This is a genomic window from Roseomonas genomospecies 6, from assembly GCF_008365375.1.
Taxonomy (GTDB): Bacteria; Pseudomonadota; Alphaproteobacteria; order Azospirillales; family Azospirillaceae; genus Azospirillum.
This window is the reverse complement of the sequence record NZ_QOKW01000002.1, coordinates 222,022-238,731: the sequence shown is the minus strand read 5'-3', so window position 1 is coordinate 238,731 and position 16,710 is coordinate 222,022. Positions and strand designations below refer to the sequence as shown.

The window sequence follows — 16,710 nt, the reverse complement described above, 5'->3', positions numbered from 1 at the left end:
GCGGTCGGGCATGGACGTCATCCTTCTGTTGCTGGCCGGGGCCATCGTCGCCCACCGGCTCAACCGCCGTCTGGCGGCGCAGGAGCGTGAGATCGCCCGGCTGCGGCTGGCGCTGGAGGGGATGCGGGGGACTCCGATTGCCGAGCCGGTCAATGTCCCCGTCGTGGATACCATTGCCGCAGCGGAGGCACCGCCGGACCCGGCTCCGATCCCTCCGCAGTTGCCGCCGGAGCCGCCTTCACCCCCCATCTCCATCTGGAGCCGTCTTGAGGACGCGCTGGCCGGGCGCTGGCTGATCTGGCTGGGCGGGGCAACGGTCGCCCTGGCGGCGGCCTTCTTCATCAAGATGTCGATGGAGCAGGGCTGGCTCGGCCCCGGCGTCCGCGTGACGCTCGGCCTGCTGTCCGCCGCCGCGCTGATGGTCGGCGGGGAGTGGCTGCGCCGCCGTGGAGGGGTCACCGAACCGGGAAGCCGCGACCCGGTGCCCCCGGCCCTGACCGCGGCGGGTCTGTTCACGGGCTTCGCCAGCGTCTATGGCGGCTATGTGCTCTACGGCCTGTTCGCGCCGCCGGTGGCCTTCGCGCTGCTCGGCGGGCTGGCCGTGCTGGGCATGGCGCTGTCGCTGTTGCAGGGACCCTACATCGCCGCTCTGGGGCTGCTCGGTGGCTTCGCGACGCCGCTCCTGGTCTCCTCCATCGGAGGGTCCGCCTGGGGCCTGTTCGCCTATCTGGTGGCTTTGTCCGGAGCCGGAATGACGGTGGTGCTGTGGCGTGGCTGGCGCTGGTTGGGGCTGGGCACGCTGGTCGGGGCGTCGGGCTGGGTGCCGGTCTGGTATGTGGGCGGCTGGAGCCCCGGCGATGCCCTGCCGGTCGGAATCTATCTGCTGCTGACGGCGGGGCTGTTCCTGATGCCCGCTTTTCTGGCGGGGCCGGTGGAGGCGGTCCCGCGCACCTCCCTGTTCGACATGCTGCGCTGGAAGGGGCGCCCGCGCGCCGACCGTCTGGCCGTCGCGGCGGTGACGGTGCTGGGTCTGCTGACGGCGATGCTCGTCACCGTGGACGGGCACCGCACGGGATCGCTGGTGATGCTGGCCCTGTTCGGGCTGCTGTGCATCGCCGCGGGGCGGAGGATCGAGCGGATCGCCGGCATCGCCTGGATCGGCGCCCTTGCCATCCTGCTGGCCTTCGCCGGCTGGACGGTGCCGCGCTGGCCCCTGCCGCCGCCCGCCGTCACCGTGGACGGGCACCCCATCGTACCGCCGCCCGGTTCGGGACTGCCGCTCCAGTCCGGGCGGTTCCTGTGGGCGGTGGCCGGCTTCGCCCTGCTGTACGGGATGTGCGGTTTCCTCGCCCTGTGGCGGTCGGGGCGGGCGGCGCTGTGGTCGTCGCTGGCGGCCTGGATGCCGGTGGTCCTTCTGGCGCTGGCCTATTGGCGGCTGGACCCGCCGCGGGCCGACACGCTGTGGCCGATGGCCAGCCTGTTGCTGGCGGCCCTTCTGGTCGCCGGAACCAGCCCGCTGGCGCGGCATCGGCACCAGCCGGGAATCGCCCTCGGGCTGGCCGCCTTCGCTGCGGGGGCCGCCGGGGCGCTCAGCCTCGGCGCCGTCATGATGCTGCGGGAGGCGTGGCTGACCGTGGCGCTGGCCGCGCAGGTCCCGGTTCTGGCGTGGCTGGAGCGGCGCATGGGGCTGCGCTCGCTGCGCGCGGTGATCCTGCTGGTGGCGGGCGCCGTCCTGGTCCGGCTGGCGCTGAACCCGTATGTTCTGGAGTATGGAGGCGAGGGGCTCGGCTGGATCGTCTACGGCTACGGCCTGCCGGCAGCGGGCTTCTTCCTGGCCGCCCATTGGCTGCGCTCCGCGCCCGACGGAAAGGGCGATGGCAGGGGCGATGGCAGGGGCGATGACAGGGTGGTCGCGCTGCTGGAGGCCGGCGGGCTGGCCTTCGTCACGCTGCTGCTGTCGCTCGGCATCCAGGCCCTGACGCGCGGCACGCTGGATGAGCCGCCCGACACGCTGCGCGAGGTGGCGCTTCACACGCTGGTCTGGCTGGCGCTGGCCCTTGTGCTGGCGACGGAGCGGCGCTGGCGGGCGCGGCCCGTGGCGGTGTGGGGACGGCGCATCCTGGCCGGGCTGGCGGCGGTCCAGGCGGCGGCGCTGCATCTGGCCGTCCTGAACCCGCTGTGGAGCGGAGAGGGCGTGGGAACGTGGCCGGTGGCGAACACGCTGCTTCTCGCCTATGGGCTTCCTGGCCTGCTCGGACTTCTGTTCCTGTGGGTGGAGCCGCTGCCGGCCCGCCTGCGTCCCTGGGTGGCGCTGCTGCCGCTGGCGCTGCTCGGCATGAATCTGGCGCTGGAGATCCGCCACGCCTTCCAGGGGCCGGTCCTGTCGGGGCCGGAGTTGCCGGACGCCGAATGGTACGGCTATTCCGCCGGTTTCCTGGCGGCGGCGGTGCTGATGCTGGTCGCCGCCCTGCGTTTCCGGCTGGGCTGGCTGCGTCATGTGGCGATGGCGCTGATGCTGGCGGTGGTGGCCAAGGTCTTCCTCAGCGACATGGCCGAGCTGGGCGGGCTCTACCGCGTCGCCTCCTTCCTGGGGCTGGGGTTGAGCCTGATCGGCGTCGGCTATCTCTACCGGCGGCTCCAGGGCGGTGGCGGCGAGGCGGACAATCGGTTGGGCGAACAGTCCGGTTGACAGGCGGCGGCCTCCCGCGTTCCGATGGCGCATAACGAACGCGCAAGCGCACCTGTCAACGCGCAAGCGCGCAACCAGGGAGGTCCGAGACCCATGCCCAACTCCATCGCCCATCCCATCCTGCCCGACGGCGACACCGGCTTCACGGTGGAGGCCGCGTCCATGAAGTTCGGCCGCGGCATGCTGGCGGAGGCCGGGAACGACGCGAAGGCCATGGGCATGCGCCGGGTGGCCCTGTTCACCGATCCCCATGTGGCCGGGATCGCGCCCTTCGCGGCGGCGCTGGACTCGCTGAAGGCGGCGGGGCTGGACGTCGCCGTCTACGACCGCTGCGCGGTGGAGCCGACCAGCGCGTCCTTCCTGGAGGCGGCGGCCTTCGCCCGCGACGGCCAATTCGACGGCTATGTCTCCATCGGCGGCGGGTCGGTGATCGACACGGCCAAGGCGGCGAACCTCTACGCCACCCATCCGGCGGACTTTCTCGCCTACGTCAACAAGCCTCTGGGGGAGGGGCGCCCGGTGCCCGGCCCGGTGAAGCCGCACATCGCCTGCCCGACGACCTGCGGCACCGGCAGCGAGACGACCGGGGTCGCCATCTTCGACCATGTGGAGATGCGGGTGAAGACGGGCATCTCCTCCCGCTTCCTGCGGCCCAATCTGGCGCTGGTGGACCCGGCGACCATCGACAGCCTGCCGCCGGGCGTCATCGCCTCCACCGGCTTCGACGTGCTGACCCACGCCATCGAGAGCCACACCGCGCGCTCCTACCGGTCGCGCCCCCGGCCCGACGCGGCCAACCCGCGCCCGCCCTACCAGGGCGCCAACCCCTGGTCGGACATCGGCAGCCTCCAGGCCATCCGTCTCGGCGGGCAGTATCTGGAGCGCGCCGTCAACGACCCGGCGGACGAGGAGGCGCGCGACGCCCTGATGTTCGCGGCGACGCTGGCCGGGCTGGCCTTCGGGAACGCGGGCGTCCACATCCCCCACGCCATGTCCTACTCCGTCGCCGGGATGAACCACAGCTTCACGGCGCTCGGCTACGAGAAGGCCAACCCGATGGTGCCGCACGGCATCTCGGTGGTGCTGAACGCGCCCGCCGCCTTTCGCTTCACCGGCTCCGCGGCGCCCGAGCGGCACCTCCGCGCCGCCGAAGCGCTGGGGGCGGAGGTGCGCGACATCTCTCCGGCGGACGGCGGCGCCATGCTGGCCGCCCGGCTGATCGCCATGATGCGCGCCACCCACCTGCCGAACGGCCTGTCCGCGCTCGGCTATGGCGCGGCGGACATCCCGGATCTGGTGCGCGGCGCGATGGCCCAGCAGCGGTTGCTGACCATCGCGCCCCGGCCTGTGACGGAGGAGGATCTGCGGGGTCTCTACGCCGACGCCATGACCTATTGGTGACGCGATCGATCGGTGTCGGTCCGGCGGGAGGCACCCCCTCCGCGCGTCTCCCGTTCCCGGAACACGGCCCGACAGGTTTCGTTGTTCCGGGTGGAGGCATAGCGTCGGCATCATGAAAATCATCATCTTCGGACAATCGATCAGCTCCTCCTGGGGCAGCGGGCACGCCACCCTGTGGCGCGGGCTGGTGAAGGCGCTGGCGCGGCGTGGCAACCGCGTCGTCTTCCTGGAACGCGACACGCCCGAACGGGCGGAGCACCGCGACCTGTGGGAGATTCCCGGCGGCGAACTCCTGCTCTACGACCGTTGGGAGGACGTGGCGGCGGCGGCGCAGCGCCACGCCGACGAGGCGGACGTCGCGATGGTCACCTCCGGCTGCCCGGACGGGGCGGCGGCCTCCCATCTGGTGCTGGGATCGAAGGCGCGGCGCACGGTCTTCTACGACCTCGACACGCACGTCACGCTGGCCCGGTCCGAAACGGGGGAGCTGCCGGACTATCTGCCGCCGGAAGGGCTGGGCGGCTTCGACACCGTCCTCAGCAGCACCGGCGGGCGGGCGCTGGAGGCGTTGAGGACCCAGCTCGGCGCGCGCTTCGTGGCGCCGCTCTACGCCTGGGTGGACCCGGACCTGCACCGGCCCGCCGAACCGGTCCGGCGCTTTCTCGGCGACCTGTGCCATCTCGGCGCCTGGGTGGAGGACAGGCGGGCGGCGCTGGAGGCGTTGTTCATCGAACCGGCCCGGCGGCTGACCCGGCGGCGCTTCGTCATCGCGGGCGGCGGCTATCCGGAGGGCCTTCCCGATGGCCTTCCTTGGGGCGGCAACGTCCATCTCGTCCGGCATCTTCCCCCGGCGGAGCACGCGGCCTTCTTCTGCTCCTCCACCCTGACGCTGAACGTGACGCGCCACTCCCTGAAGGCGCTGGGCTGGTGCCCGTCCGTCCGCCTGTTCGAGGCGGCGGCCTGCGGCGTCCCGGTGATCTCCGACGAGTGGGAAGGGATCGACGCCTTCTTCGAGCCGGGACGCGACATCCTCGTCGCGCGGGAAACCGATGACGTGACCACGGCGATGATGCTGCCGCGCGGCCATCTCGCCACGCTGGCCCACCGCGCGCGGGCACGCACGCTGGAGGAGCACACGGCGGAACGGCGCGTTCGGGAATTGCGCTCGATCCTCGACATCAAGGGTGGTGGCGACGATTGACCCGGCATCCCCTTTTTTGGAAGTAAGCCGTCCTGGGCGCCTTGGCCGTCCGGTCCGGGTTCCCCGGTTCCGAGGTCGTCATCCCGGCGCAGGACGGCTATCCCTTCCGCGAGGCGTTCCACTTCCAATACCCAGGTTACCGGCGGCCCGTTTTGGTAGAAAAACAAAGGCGGACGATGAACCCGGGGGTTTTCCGGTTCCTGATTTTCTCCAGAGCGCAAGACATCGGAGAGAAAGAAGGGCGTTGGTCAGACAATAAGTTTCAATAAATAACACCACAGGGACATGGGATGAACGAAGCGGTGATGCACAGGAACAGGCCGGCTGGAAGAGTTCGCCAGGGTGTCCGCGCCCCTTCGGGCCTCCGTCTTCTGGAGGCGGCGCGATGGCTCTGACCGTTCTCACCGTCGCATCGCCCTTCGCCCCGGTCGGCGCCGACCCGGAGAATGAAGGCACGGCGGAGCAGGTGGCCGGCGCCATCGACGCCGCCCTGGTGCGCGCCGGCCACCGCTCGGTCGTCATCGCGCCGGAGGACTCGGCGGTGGCCGGGACGTTGATCCCGCTGGCGCGGGTCCATGGCGGCGCCCACGGGCAGGTGCCGGACGAGCGGGCGCAGGCCGCCGTCCTGAGGCGCGTCGCCGCCGTGGTCGCCGGGGCGGTGGAGGACCACGCGCCGGATCTCGTCCACATCCATGTCCGGGACTTCGACGTCCTGCTGCCGCCGCAGGACGTGCCGGTCCTGGCGACTCTCTACCAGCCGCTGGAGCGCTACCGGCTGGACGCCCTGCTGTCCCCACGGGCGAACCTGCACCTCCAGCCGGTGTCCGCCGCCCAGACGCGCGGGGCGTCGCCGGGGCTGGACCTGCTGCCCCCGCTGGAGATCGGGGTGGCGGTGGACCGTCTGCACATCCGCGTGCCCAAGCGCCGCTTCGCCGTCTGCCTGGGCGACATCGAGCCGGAGGCGGGCTTCCACATCGCCCTGGACGCGGCGCGGCAGATCGACATGCAGCTTCTGCTGTGCGGCGGCCTGTCGCGCGGGGCGGAGGAGCAGCGCTATCTTCAGGAGGAAATCCGCCCCCGGCTGGACCCTAAGCGCCGCTTCCTGGGGCGGATCGGCTTCGGTCGCAAGCGCTGGATGCTGGGGGCCGCGCGCTGCCTGCTGGCGCCCAGCCTGATGTCGGAACCGACCCCGGTCGCGGCGCTGGAGGCGCTGGCCTGCGGCACCCCGGTGGTGGCCTTCCCGACCGGCGCGCTGGCCGACCTCGTGGAGCCGGGAGTCACCGGTTTCCTGGTGAAGGACGCGGAGGAGATGGCCCGCGCCATCGAGGATTGCGAGACTCTGGACCCCGACGCCTGCCGCGCCACCGCCCGCGCCCGCTACTCGCTGGACGGCATGACGGAGCGCTACCTGTCACGCTTCGAGGAACTGGCGTCCGGCACGGCGAAGGCGGCGGGGGTGGCGTAGGCGGCCATCGCAGACAACGGCTTTGCCCACACCCCTCACCCGTACAGCTTCGCCATCAGCACATGGTCGGTCAGCCGCCCGTCGATCAGGCCGTGGCGGCGGGCCACCGCCTCCTCCCGGAAGCCGTGTTTGGCGTAGAAGCGCCGGGCGCGGCTGTTGTGGCCGAAGACCCAGAGCGACAACCGGTGCAGCCCGCGCGCCCGCACCCAGAGATCCGCCGCGGCGATCAACCGCCCGCCGATGCCTAGCGCCCAGAAGTCCCGGCGCACGGCCAGCCCCAGCCCGGCCTCGTGCGCGGTGCGGGCGTAGGCGCCGGTCCACAGAGACAGCGACCCGGCGATGGTGCCGTCCACCACCGCCAGCAGCGTGACGGTGCGGTCCCCGATCCTCTGCTCGGCCAGAAAGCGACGGGCCGCCGCCACATCGGGCAGGGACTCCGCGGCGGTGCGCATCAGGAAATGGGTCTCGCTCCGCACCGCGCGGTCGTAGGCGAGGTAGGCGGCGGCGTCCGCGGGGAGAGCAGGGCGAATCTCCAGCCGCCCGACCGGAGTTGGGGCCGGCGCCGGGGCCAAGGGCGGGGGCGGGGCGTCCGGTGTCAGGGCTGGCCATTCGGGAACGTCCTCCGCCCCGATGGCCTTGCCCATCAGCCGCTCGTTGCGCCACGCGCCGTTGACGCGCAGGGCGTCGCGCATCTGCCCCTCGTCGAGGAAGCCCAGCCGCTCATAAAGGGATAAGGCGCGCGTGTTGGTCTCGGCGACGGTCAGTTCCAGCCGGTGCGCTCCGCCGCGCCGCGCCCAGTCCTCCGCCGCGGCGAACAGGCGGGTGGCGATGCCGCGCCCGTTCCAGTCGCGCCGCACCCCGACCGCCAGAGTCACCACGCCGCGGTTGCGCAGGAACCGCCCGCCACAGGCGCTGAGATAGCCGACGAGTTCCGCCGGGCCGTTCGGAGCCGTCTGCGCCGCCACCTGGGCCACGAAGATCGTCGCGTTTCCCGAGGCCTGGAAGGCGGCGAGGTCGCGCGCCCAGAAGGGACGCTCCCCGGGCTCGCGGAGCAGGAAATCGCTTTCGGCGTCGATCCGCGCGACCAGGGCCAGCAGGGCGTGGCGCTCGCCGGGCCGGGCTTCGCGAACGGTCAAACCACTATTGCTTTCAAGGTCCCGCATGGCGCGCAGCCTAGGCGCGCCCGCGCCGGATGGCAAAGCGGTTGTTGCCAGGGGTTGTTGCCGGGTGGCTGGCGCGGCTATCGTCGCGCCGCGTTGAAATCTGGAGCCGCCATGCCCACCGTGACCATCCGTCCGGCCGTCGAGGCCGATTGCCCGACCATCCTCCGCTTCGTCCGGGAACTGGCCGAGTTCGAGAAGGAGCCCCACGCCGTGAAGGCGACCGAGGAGGATTTCCGGCGCGACGGCTGGGGCGAGCGCCCGGTGTTCGAGGCGCTGATCGCCGAACTGGACGGACAACCCGTCGGCTTCGCGCTGTGCTTCCGCAACTACTCCACCTGGGAAGGACGGGCCGGCCTCTTCGTGGAGGATCTCTACGTCACGCCCGAAGCGCGGCGCTACGGCGTGGGCCGCAAGCTGCTGGCGACAGTGGCGAAACTGGCGGCGGAGCGGGGCTGCCGCCGTGTCGATCTGAATGTGCTGGACTGGAACCCGGCACGCGATTTCTACCAGCGCATCGGCTTCAGACAGATGGAGGAGTGGCTTCCCTACCGGCTCACCGGCGATGCGATCAAGGCGTTGGCCGCGCAGGCGGATGAGGCTTGAGGGAAGGAAAAGGTCGGTCCGTTCCGGCGGGCTGCGGGTCAGGGCTCGTCGTGGGCCCCGACCGCATCGCCACCACGGTGTCCGCTCGCCTTCAGGCGGCCTTTGCCAGCATCGCGGCGTTCAGCAGATCCAGGTAGCCGGACCGCTCCTCGCGCAGGGTGGACAGCAGGTCGCACAGGCTTTCGCGGATGAAGGGGTCGTTCTGGCCGTCGATCCGGTTCTGGGTGAGCTGGATGAACTCATCGACCAGGGCGATGTGAACGCGAGAGGAAGAGGTAATCTGTTCGGTGGTGGTGGCGATCAGCATTTTAAAACTCCGTTTTGTCTTGTGTGTTCGTGATGGGTCTATTTGGCCATGTGCCGGTTAACGACTTACTAACGGAGGCTTCGCGGGGCTGGTGTCTTGAGGGGTAATCCTGCGCACTGCAAATATGACGGATTTTACCCCTTTGGATTACCACTTTTCTTTAGGTGATAGTGTTTGTTCTCTGCGACTTTCAGCCTTTTCAAGGGCTTCCGGCGAAGGTCGTACCGCTGGGACCGGCATAGGCGGGAAGTGGCGGAACCTTCAAGGCGATGTCCGCAAGCCTTAAGCCGCCGCGGCGGGGCGTTGACAGGCCGTCCCGCCGGGCGGAGTACATCCTTTGCATCGCCCGGAGCACCGGGCGCGACCCGTCACGCGGCGCGGGGAATCCGCCCGGCGGCGCGGTCCATGTGATCGGCGCGTTCCAGCGCGCGGGCGACCAGATCGTCGAACAGGTCATTGACGAGAGCGGCCATGCGCACCGGAGCCCCGCCGGGCTGCGGCCCTTCCATCAGAAGCGAGCCCTCTTCCCCGGGACCGACCACGCGCCAGCCCTTCGCCTTCATCTCGGCGACGCGCGTCTTGGAAATGAACGCGCGAACGTGGTCCATGGCGAACTCGCTCATTCAATTCTCCCAGGGTTGACAGGGAAGGTCCGGTCGGTCTTGCACGAACGGTAGCGCAAGGATCGGAACGCAACAAGAACAAAATGGGCGTGGGCCGTTCTTAATGGGGACAGGAAGGGAACCCAAAGGAGGTTCGCGCGCTGTTTCCCCTTGCCCGGCGCGCGATTCGGGAAAAAATGCGCTGACCGGAACGACGTCAAAAACCCGCGAGGACATGGCCATGACCGGCAAGACCGGGATGCGCACCGAAACCGACAGCTTCGGGCCGATCGAGGTTCCCGCCGACCGTTACTGGGGCGCCCAGACTCAGCGGTCGCTGCACAACTTCCGCATCGGCGGGGAGCGCATGCCTCCGGCGCTGGTGCGCGCGCTCGGCATCCAGAAGAAGGCGGCGGCGCTCGCCAACATGGCGCTGGAGGTGCTCGACCCCCGGCTGGGCCGTGCCATCGTGGAGGCGGCGGAGGAGGTGATCGACGGCACGCTGGCCGATCATTTCCCGCTGGTGGTCTGGCAGACCGGCTCCGGCACCCAGACGAACATGAACGCGAACGAGGTCATCTCGAACCGCGCCATCGAGGCGCTGGGCGGCGAGATGGGGTCGAAGAAGCCGGTCCACCCCAACGACCACGTCAACATGGGGCAGTCGTCCAACGACAGCTTCCCCACCGCCATGCACATCGCCGCGGCGGAGCAGATCCACCACGAGCTTCTTCCGGCGCTGGAGCATCTGCACGCGGCGCTGGCTGCGAAGGCGGCGGAGTTCAGGGACATCGTCAAGATCGGGCGCACCCATCTCCAGGACGCCACGCCCCTGACGCTGGGGCAGGAGTTCTCCGGCTACGCCACCCAGATCGCCTATGGGATCGAGCGGGTGAAGGCATCGCTGCCGCAGCTCTACCGGCTGGCCCAGGGCGGCACGGCGGTCGGCACCGGGCTGAACGCCAAGGCCGGCTTCGCCGAGACCTTCGCGGAGGAGGTGGCGCGCATCACCGGGCTGCCCTTCGTCACGGCGGACAACAAGTTCGAGGCGCTGGCCACCCACGACGCCCTGGTCGATGCGCACGGCAGCCTGAACACGCTGGCGGTGTCGCTGATGAAGATCGCCAACGACATCCGCCTGCTCGGTTCCGGCCCGCGTTGCGGCATCGGGGAAATCTCCTTGCCGGAGAACGAGCCCGGCTCCTCCATCATGCCCGGCAAGGTGAACCCCACCCAGTCGGAGGCGATGACCATGGTCTGCGCCCAGGTGATGGGCAACCAGACCACCGTCAGCATCGCCGGCGCCACCGGTCACTTCGAGCTGAACGTCTTCAAGCCGGTGATCGCCTACAACGTGCTGCAATCCATCCGGCTGCTGGCCGACGCCTGCAACAGCTTCACCAACAACGCCGTGCTGGGGATCGAGGCGAACCGCGAGCGCATCGGGCAACTGCTGAACGAAAGCCTGATGCTGGTCACCGCGCTGAACCCGCACATCGGTTACGACAGCGCCGCCAGGATCGCCAAGAAGGCCCACAAGGAGGGGACGACGCTGAAACAGGCCGGCGTGGCGCTGGGCCTGCTGACCGAGGAGCAGTTCGACCAGTGGGTAAAGCCGGAAACCATGGTGAAGCCCCGGTGATTAGGGGTATGCAACCCCCATGAAGAAGCGCTCCGTCCTCATCGCCGGGCACCCGACCAGCGTCTCCCTGGAAGAAGAATTCTGGGAGGCGCTGAAGGGCATTGCGCAGGTGCGGGGCGTGTCGGTCAACGCGCTGATCGAAGAAATCGACTCGACACGCAGCGGCAACCTGTCGAGCGCCATCCGGGTCTATGTGCTGAACGCGGTGCAGGGGCGGGGGTAGGCGCGCTCTTGTCCCCTCTCCCCTCCGGGGAGAGGGAAGGGACCCGCGCAACGCGCGGGAAGGGTGAGGGTGCTGGCGAGGATCAAGCCTTGATCCTTGATTTTACCCTCACCCGGCTCTCGACGGATGCCAATGGCATCCGCCTGTCGCCGTCAGCGCTGGCTTTCAGCCAGCGCGAGAGGCCGGTGCGCGGGCACCCTCTCCCGAGGCGGGAGAGGGGATTCAGGCACCCATCCTGGACAGGGGGCGGGGGGAGGGCTACACCCTTGCGCCGGATCGTTCCTTCCCCCCCTCGCGCCAGAGTGTCCGCCCGTGACGCCCGACATGACCGTCCTCGATGCCGTCGCCTTCCTGTGGTTCCTGGTCTGCTGGGCGGGCTTCACGCTGATCCAGGACCACATGCTCAGCGGGCGCATGGTGGTCAACCAGCATTTGAAGAAGGCGCGCCGCCATTGGATGGAGCGGATGCTGGAGCGCGACAACCGGATCATGGATTCGCAGCTCATCGGCCACACGATGCAGAGCTGCACCTTCTTCGCCAGCACGAACATGCTGGTGCTGGCCGGTCTGGTCGGTGCCTTCGGCGCGGTGGAGAACGCGCACAAACTGGTCGGCACACTGTCCTTCACGGTCCAGACATCGCGCGAGTTCTTCGAGTTGAAGATGCTGCTGCTCGTGGCGATCTTCACTTTCGGCTTCTTCAAGTTCACCTGGGCGCTGCGCCAGTACAACTACTGCTGCGCCCTGATCGGCTCCGCCCCGCTGCCGCCGGTGCCGCCCGAGGAGAAGACGGCCATGGCGGAAAGCATCGCCGCCGCCATGACGCTGGCCGTCACGGCGCTGAACGGCGGCATGCGCGCCTACTACTTCGCCATGGCGGCGCTGGCCTGGATGCTCGGCCCCTGGTTCTTCATGGTGGCCACCGCCGCGGTCCTCGCCGTTCTGGCGCGCCGGCAGGGCTTCTCCGACACGGAGAAGGTCATCCGCGTCCAAGTCGAGGCCCTGGAGAAGCACGCCCGGCGGTGACGCACGTCTTTGGCGAAAAAGACGTTAAAATTCTCTCAATCTGCGACGTTATGGCCACTACGCTGCAGCGCGGATCAATGCTTTTGTCATATCCGATTGATCCAGGCGTGCGTTGCAGCATGCCACGGCTTGGGGGTGCACCATGGACGTCGATACCGCGGTTTCGGTCTTGAACACGCTGGACGAGGCGGAACGCCTCCTGGGGGAGGTCCGCCTGCATCGCGGAGCCTGCGGTGCGGCCAAGGATTTCATGGACCGCAACCGCGAACTGCTCGACCAGGCCCGCCGCCACATCGACTCGGCGCACGAGCTGGTCTGACCCGCCGGTCCCAGCCCGGACTCTCCTCCGGACGTGCGGTATCCGCCGCGCGTCAGCGCTTCCGGAGGACCTTGCCGCCCTTGCCGCCCATCTTGGACCAGTCCTTCGCGAAGTACGCGAAGTCGCGGGACGGGCGGCTGTAGAGGTAGCCCTGCGCCAGCGGCACCCCCAGCTCCGTCAAAAGCTGCGCGTGCTCCGGCCCCTCCACCTGCTCCCCGATCAAGCCCAGTCCCAATTGGCGGCACACGTCCACCATGGACCGCAGCATCGCCATGTCGCGCGCGCTCTGCACGGCGCCGCGGACGAAATGCCCGTCGATCTTGGCGAAGTCCGCCTGGATGCCGTAAAGCGACTGGAAGGAGGTCGATCCGGCCCCGACGTCGTCCAGGCAGATGCGGAAGCCGGCGGCGCGCAGTTTTTGCAGGACCTCGTTCAGCCGGGCGATGTCGGTGACGACGACCGTCTCCGTCACCTCGACCAGCAGCTTGCGGGCGAGATCGCCATAGGGCTCCGTCACCGCCAGGAACTGGCGCAGGAAGATCGGGCTCATCAGCGTCTTGGCGGACAGGTTGATCGCCACGTCCGGCAGGGTGGGTTCCTTGCGGTGGGCGTTCATGGTGTCCAGCACCGACTGCGTCAGCAGCAGGTCGAAGTCGTAGATCAGCCCGACATCCTCGGCGAAGGTGATGAAGTCCGCCGGTGACGGCATGCCCTCCACCCGCGTCAGCGCCTCCAGATGGTGGACGGTGCGGGTTTCGATGTCGACGATGGGCTGGAAGACGACGAAGAAGTCGCGCTTCTCGATGGTCGCGCGCAGGCGGCCGATGCGGTCCACCGCGTCGGACAGCATGCGCTTGGCGCCGTCCTCCAGGCTGGAGATGGTGAACTCCCCACCCTGGGCGGAGGCGAAGGCCTGCACCGTGTAGACCAGCGCGCGCGCCGCGTCGGCGGGGTCCAGCCGCTCGTCCGACACGTCCAGCGACCATGTGCGGATGCCGCCCGGCAATTCGCCGCCCGCGCTCTGGATGATCTGGGTGATGTGGCTCTGCACCTCCTGCCCGTCGATGTCGGAGGCATGGACGACGCCGTAGCGGTCCGTGGCGAGCTGCCCGGCGCTGTCCCCGTTGGCGGAAATGGCCCGCAGATAGGCCTCGATCCCCTGCGTCACCTCGCCCGCCGCCCCTTCGGGCAGGGCCTCCACCATCGCCTGCAACCCATCGATCAGCAGCAGGGTCAAGGCGTTGTCCAGCCCCTTCTCCCGCGCCTTGATGATGCGGTCCTCCAGGATGTGGCTGAAGGCGTTGCCGTCCAGGAGTTGACCCGCCGCGGCCAGCGCCTCGTTCGTGTTGCGCGGGCCGGAGGCCAGCAGGACCGTCAGGAACAGCGATCCCGGGCAGGAATCGAGCCGGCAGCCGCCCAGCAGCGCCGGAAAGCGGTTGCCGTCGCAGCCCTGGAACACGACGCGCGCCGGCTTGATGCGGCCCTTGTCCTGGATGCGCTTGAACAGGACGGTGACGTATTTGCGGTCGTTGGGGGCCACGACGTCGAAGAGGCTGGTGCCGACCAGCCCGGCCACGTCGCCTTCGGTCAGGCGGCAGCGCGCGCCCGCGCAGAACAGGATGGTTCCCCGCGCATCCGTCTCGATCAGCAGATCCGCCGCGGCGAAGGCGAAGCCGACGAAGCGGTCACGCTCGCGCAGCGACGGACGTCGGACCTGCGCGCTGGTCTGCGGCACCGGGCGTCTGATCGAGTCATGCGCAAGCTGCATCATCAATGGCCCGGAATTGAGAAAAAGTTTATCGAATTTCGTTCATTCATTGAGTGGAGACTAGCGGGGTTCCCGCTTTGAAAAAAGCGGCAAGATTGACCCAACGGTTTCGAACAAAATTTCGAAACATCGCATTTTCAATGATTTAAGGGAAAATGCCGCAAGGGGCGCGCCCGTTTACCGCACCCATGGCGAGAAAAAGCGAAACGGCGGGCCGTCCCGGAACAGGGAGCGGCCCGCCGCGGCGATCGAATAGGGCGGTTGCGTGATGATCTGGCAGGGAGGTCAGGAGCGCGGGAAGAGCCGCGTCACATGGCCCATCTTGCGGCCCGGACGGGACTCCGCCTTGCCGTAGAGGTGCAGGCGGGCGCCGGGTTCGGCCATCAGGTCCGGCCAGCGGTCCGCGTCGGCGCCGATCAGGTTTTCCATCTCCGCGTCCGCCACCCGTTCCACCGAGCCGAGCGGCAGACCGCAGACGGCGCGGACGAGCTGCTCGAACTGGCAGGAATGGCACGCGTCCATGGTCCAGTGGCCGGAATTGTGTGGGCGCGGCGCCATTTCGTTGACCAGCACGCCGCCGTCCGGGGTCACGAACATCTCCACCGCCAGCACGCCGACGAGGTCCAGCGCCTCCGCGATGCGGCGGGCGACCCGCCCGGCCTCCGCAGCCGTCTCCGCGTACACGCGGGCCGGGGCGAGGGTCTTGTCCAGGATGCCGTCCTTGTGCCGGTTCTCCACGGCGGGGTAGGCGGCCATGGTGCCGTCCAACCCGCGGGCGACGATCACCGACACCTCGCAGGTGAAGGAGACGAAGCCCTCCACGATGCCGGCGTCGGAGCGGATGGCCGCCCAGGCGTCCGCCGGGTCGGTGCCCGGCTCGATGCGGGCCTGCCCCTTGCCGTCATAGCCGAGGCGGGTGGATTTCAGGATGCAGCGCGGCCCGATCTCCGCCACCGCCTTCGCCACCTCCTCGGCGCTGCGAGCGGCGCGCCAGGGGGCGGTGCCGATGCCCAGCGCGTTGACGAAGGACTTCTCCTCCACCCGGTCCTGGGCGACCGACAGAACCTTGCCGCCGGGATGGACGGGGGTGAAGCGGCCCAGATGCTCGACCACGGCGACCGGGACGTTCTCCCATTCCAGAGTCACCACGTCGACCGAGCGGGCGAAGGCCTCCAGCGCGTCCAGGTCGTCCCAGCCGGCGGAGGTGAAGGCCGCCGACACCTGGGCGCAGGGGCTGCCCTCCGACCCCGGCGCGTAGACGTGCGTCTTGTAGCCCAGCCGGGCGGCGGCCAGAGCGGTCATGCGGCCGAGCTGCCCGTCGCCCAGCATGCCGATGGTGGAACCGGGCGGAAGGATGCGGTGGGACATGGCTCAGGCGGGCTCGTCCACGGGGGCTTCGGCGACGGCGGCGGTCTGGCGGGCGCGCCAAGCGTCCAGAGCCTCGGCCACCTTCGGGTCCATCAGGGCGATGACCGATCCGGCCAGGAGCGCGGCGTTGATCGCCCCGGCCTTGCCGATGGCCAGCGTGCCAACGGGAACGCCGCCGGGCATCTGGACGATCGACAGCAGGCTGTCCATGCCCTTCAGCGCGTGGCTTTCCACCGGGACGCCGAAGACGGGCAGGGGGGTCATGGAGGCGGCCATGCCCGGCAGATGGGCGGCGCCGCCGGCCCCGGCGATGACCACCTTCAGGCCGCGCCCGCGGGCGGTGGTGGCGTACTCGACGAGGCGCTGCGGGGTGCGGTGGGCGGAGACGATCCGGACCTCGTGCGGGACGCCGAGCGCGGTCAGCGTCTCGGCGGCGTGCTTCATGGTGGTCCAGTCCGACTGGCTGCCCATGATGATGCCGACCAGCGGCGTGTGGTCGGTGGTGGCGGCGATGGATGCGGACACGGCGCGCGCTTTCCTCTAGGTCCGGAAAGCGGCGCATTATAGAAAGCGCGCAGGCGGAGTCCAGAGCGACGCGATGCGCCGGCCTGCCTTTTCCCACCGGGGCGGCGATCAGGCGATGATGTCGGGCAGCAGGCGGCTTTCCAGAACCGCGATCTGGTCCTTGAGCGCAAGTTTGCGCTTCTTCAGACGTTGCATCTGAAGCTGGTCGAACGGCGCACGTTCGTGCAGTCGGGCGATCACGTCGTCGAGGTCGCGATGCTCGCTGCGAAGCGTGGCCAGTTTGTCCTTAAGCATCTCTTGTTCGTTCATACGCGCGGGGCCCGCTGGCTGAGCGGCCGGGACTATACCAGATTTCCAGCGCAGCGGCAGTGCGAAACCACTCATTCTTCGCAGGGTTATAATCCGGTC

The 16,710-nt window shown here is 69.3% G+C and carries 16 protein-coding genes; 9 read left to right on the top strand and 7 right to left on the bottom strand.

The annotated features are described in order from the left end of the window. Positions 1 to 10 precede the first annotated feature (10 nt). The 4 genes from DS843_RS03560 to DS843_RS03545 all read left to right on the top strand — a co-directional run bounded on the left by DS843_RS03560 (position 11) and on the right by DS843_RS03545 (position 6,756). Positions 11 to 2,689, top strand: a complete 2,679-nt coding sequence (locus DS843_RS03560; RefSeq protein WP_149467526.1) for a DUF2339 domain-containing protein — start codon at positions 11 to 13, stop codon at positions 2,687 to 2,689. A gap of 93 nt (positions 2,690 to 2,782) precedes the next feature. Beyond that, entirely contained in the window at positions 2,783 to 4,090 is a 1,308-nt protein-coding gene (locus tag DS843_RS03555; RefSeq protein ID WP_149467525.1) for a hydroxyacid-oxoacid transhydrogenase, read from the top strand. A gap of 112 nt (positions 4,091 to 4,202) precedes the next feature. Then, on the top strand, positions 4,203 to 5,291 hold the full coding sequence (locus DS843_RS03550; protein ID WP_149467524.1) for a CgeB family protein: 1,089 nt from the start codon (positions 4,203 to 4,205) through the stop codon (positions 5,289 to 5,291). A gap of 385 nt (positions 5,292 to 5,676) precedes the next feature. After that, positions 5,677 to 6,756, top strand: a complete 1,080-nt coding sequence (locus DS843_RS03545) for a glycosyltransferase (protein WP_149467523.1) — start codon at positions 5,677 to 5,679, stop codon at positions 6,754 to 6,756. Positions 6,757 to 6,791: 35 nt separating this feature from the next. On the opposite strand, the gene DS843_RS03540 is transcribed toward DS843_RS03545, so the two are convergent. Beyond that, positions 6,792 to 7,892: a GNAT family N-acetyltransferase gene (locus DS843_RS03540; protein ID WP_167525184.1), complete on the bottom strand. Its 1,101-nt coding sequence runs from the start codon at positions 7,890 to 7,892 to the stop codon at positions 6,792 to 6,794. 138 nt (positions 7,893 to 8,030) lie between these two features. On the opposite strand from DS843_RS03540, the gene DS843_RS03535 reads away from it, so the two are divergent. Beyond that, a complete protein-coding gene (locus DS843_RS03535; RefSeq protein ID WP_149467521.1) occupies positions 8,031 to 8,522 on the top strand; it encodes a GNAT family N-acetyltransferase in 492 nt (163 codons plus the stop codon). A 91-nt stretch (positions 8,523 to 8,613) separates the two neighbouring features. Here DS843_RS03535 and DS843_RS03530 read toward each other — a convergent pair whose 3' ends face one another. Further along, positions 8,614 to 8,829 (bottom strand): hypothetical protein, encoded by a 216-nt coding sequence (locus DS843_RS03530; RefSeq protein WP_149467520.1) that lies wholly within the window; start codon positions 8,827 to 8,829, stop codon positions 8,614 to 8,616. Positions 8,830 to 9,197: 368 nt separating this feature from the next. Beyond that, positions 9,198 to 9,452 (bottom strand): hypothetical protein, encoded by a 255-nt coding sequence (locus DS843_RS03525; protein ID WP_149467519.1) that lies wholly within the window; start codon positions 9,450 to 9,452, stop codon positions 9,198 to 9,200. Between the two features lie 214 nt (positions 9,453 to 9,666). Between DS843_RS03525 and fumC the strand changes: the two genes are divergently transcribed. From fumC to DS843_RS31030, 4 genes are all read left to right on the top strand, one after another. Continuing rightward, the gene (gene fumC / locus DS843_RS03520; RefSeq protein ID WP_208852174.1) at positions 9,667 to 11,073 is read left to right on the top strand and encodes a class II fumarate hydratase; all 1,407 of its coding nucleotides are present in this window, start codon (positions 9,667 to 9,669) and stop codon (positions 11,071 to 11,073) included. A 19-nt stretch (positions 11,074 to 11,092) separates the two neighbouring features. Next, a complete protein-coding gene (locus DS843_RS03515) occupies positions 11,093 to 11,296 on the top strand; it encodes a ribbon-helix-helix domain-containing protein (protein WP_149467517.1) in 204 nt (67 codons plus the stop codon). 324 nt (positions 11,297 to 11,620) lie between these two features. Continuing rightward, entirely contained in the window at positions 11,621 to 12,322 is a 702-nt protein-coding gene (locus tag DS843_RS03510; RefSeq protein WP_286191912.1) for a DUF599 domain-containing protein, read from the top strand. 142 nt (positions 12,323 to 12,464) lie between these two features. Next, positions 12,465 to 12,641 (top strand): hypothetical protein, encoded by a 177-nt coding sequence (locus DS843_RS31030; RefSeq protein ID WP_167525183.1) that lies wholly within the window; start codon positions 12,465 to 12,467, stop codon positions 12,639 to 12,641. A 52-nt stretch (positions 12,642 to 12,693) separates the two neighbouring features. On the opposite strand, the gene DS843_RS03505 is transcribed toward DS843_RS31030, so the two are convergent. The 4 genes from DS843_RS03505 to DS843_RS03490 form a co-directional block, all read right to left on the bottom strand. Continuing rightward, positions 12,694 to 14,376: an EAL domain-containing protein gene (locus DS843_RS03505; RefSeq protein WP_149467515.1), complete on the bottom strand. Its 1,683-nt coding sequence runs from the start codon at positions 14,374 to 14,376 to the stop codon at positions 12,694 to 12,696. 318 nt (positions 14,377 to 14,694) lie between these two features. Next, positions 14,695 to 15,777, bottom strand: coding sequence for a 5-(carboxyamino)imidazole ribonucleotide synthase (locus DS843_RS03500; RefSeq protein ID WP_149467514.1), 1,083 nt, complete (start codon positions 15,775 to 15,777; stop codon positions 14,695 to 14,697). A 3-nt stretch (positions 15,778 to 15,780) separates the two neighbouring features. After that, complete coding sequence (gene purE / locus DS843_RS03495; protein ID WP_149467701.1) at positions 15,781 to 16,248, bottom strand: 5-(carboxyamino)imidazole ribonucleotide mutase; 468 nt, start codon at positions 16,246 to 16,248, stop codon at positions 15,781 to 15,783. A 162-nt stretch (positions 16,249 to 16,410) separates the two neighbouring features. Further along, positions 16,411 to 16,596, bottom strand: coding sequence for a YdcH family protein (locus DS843_RS03490; protein WP_407653261.1), 186 nt, complete (start codon positions 16,594 to 16,596; stop codon positions 16,411 to 16,413). Positions 16,597 to 16,710: the final 114 nt, after the last annotated feature.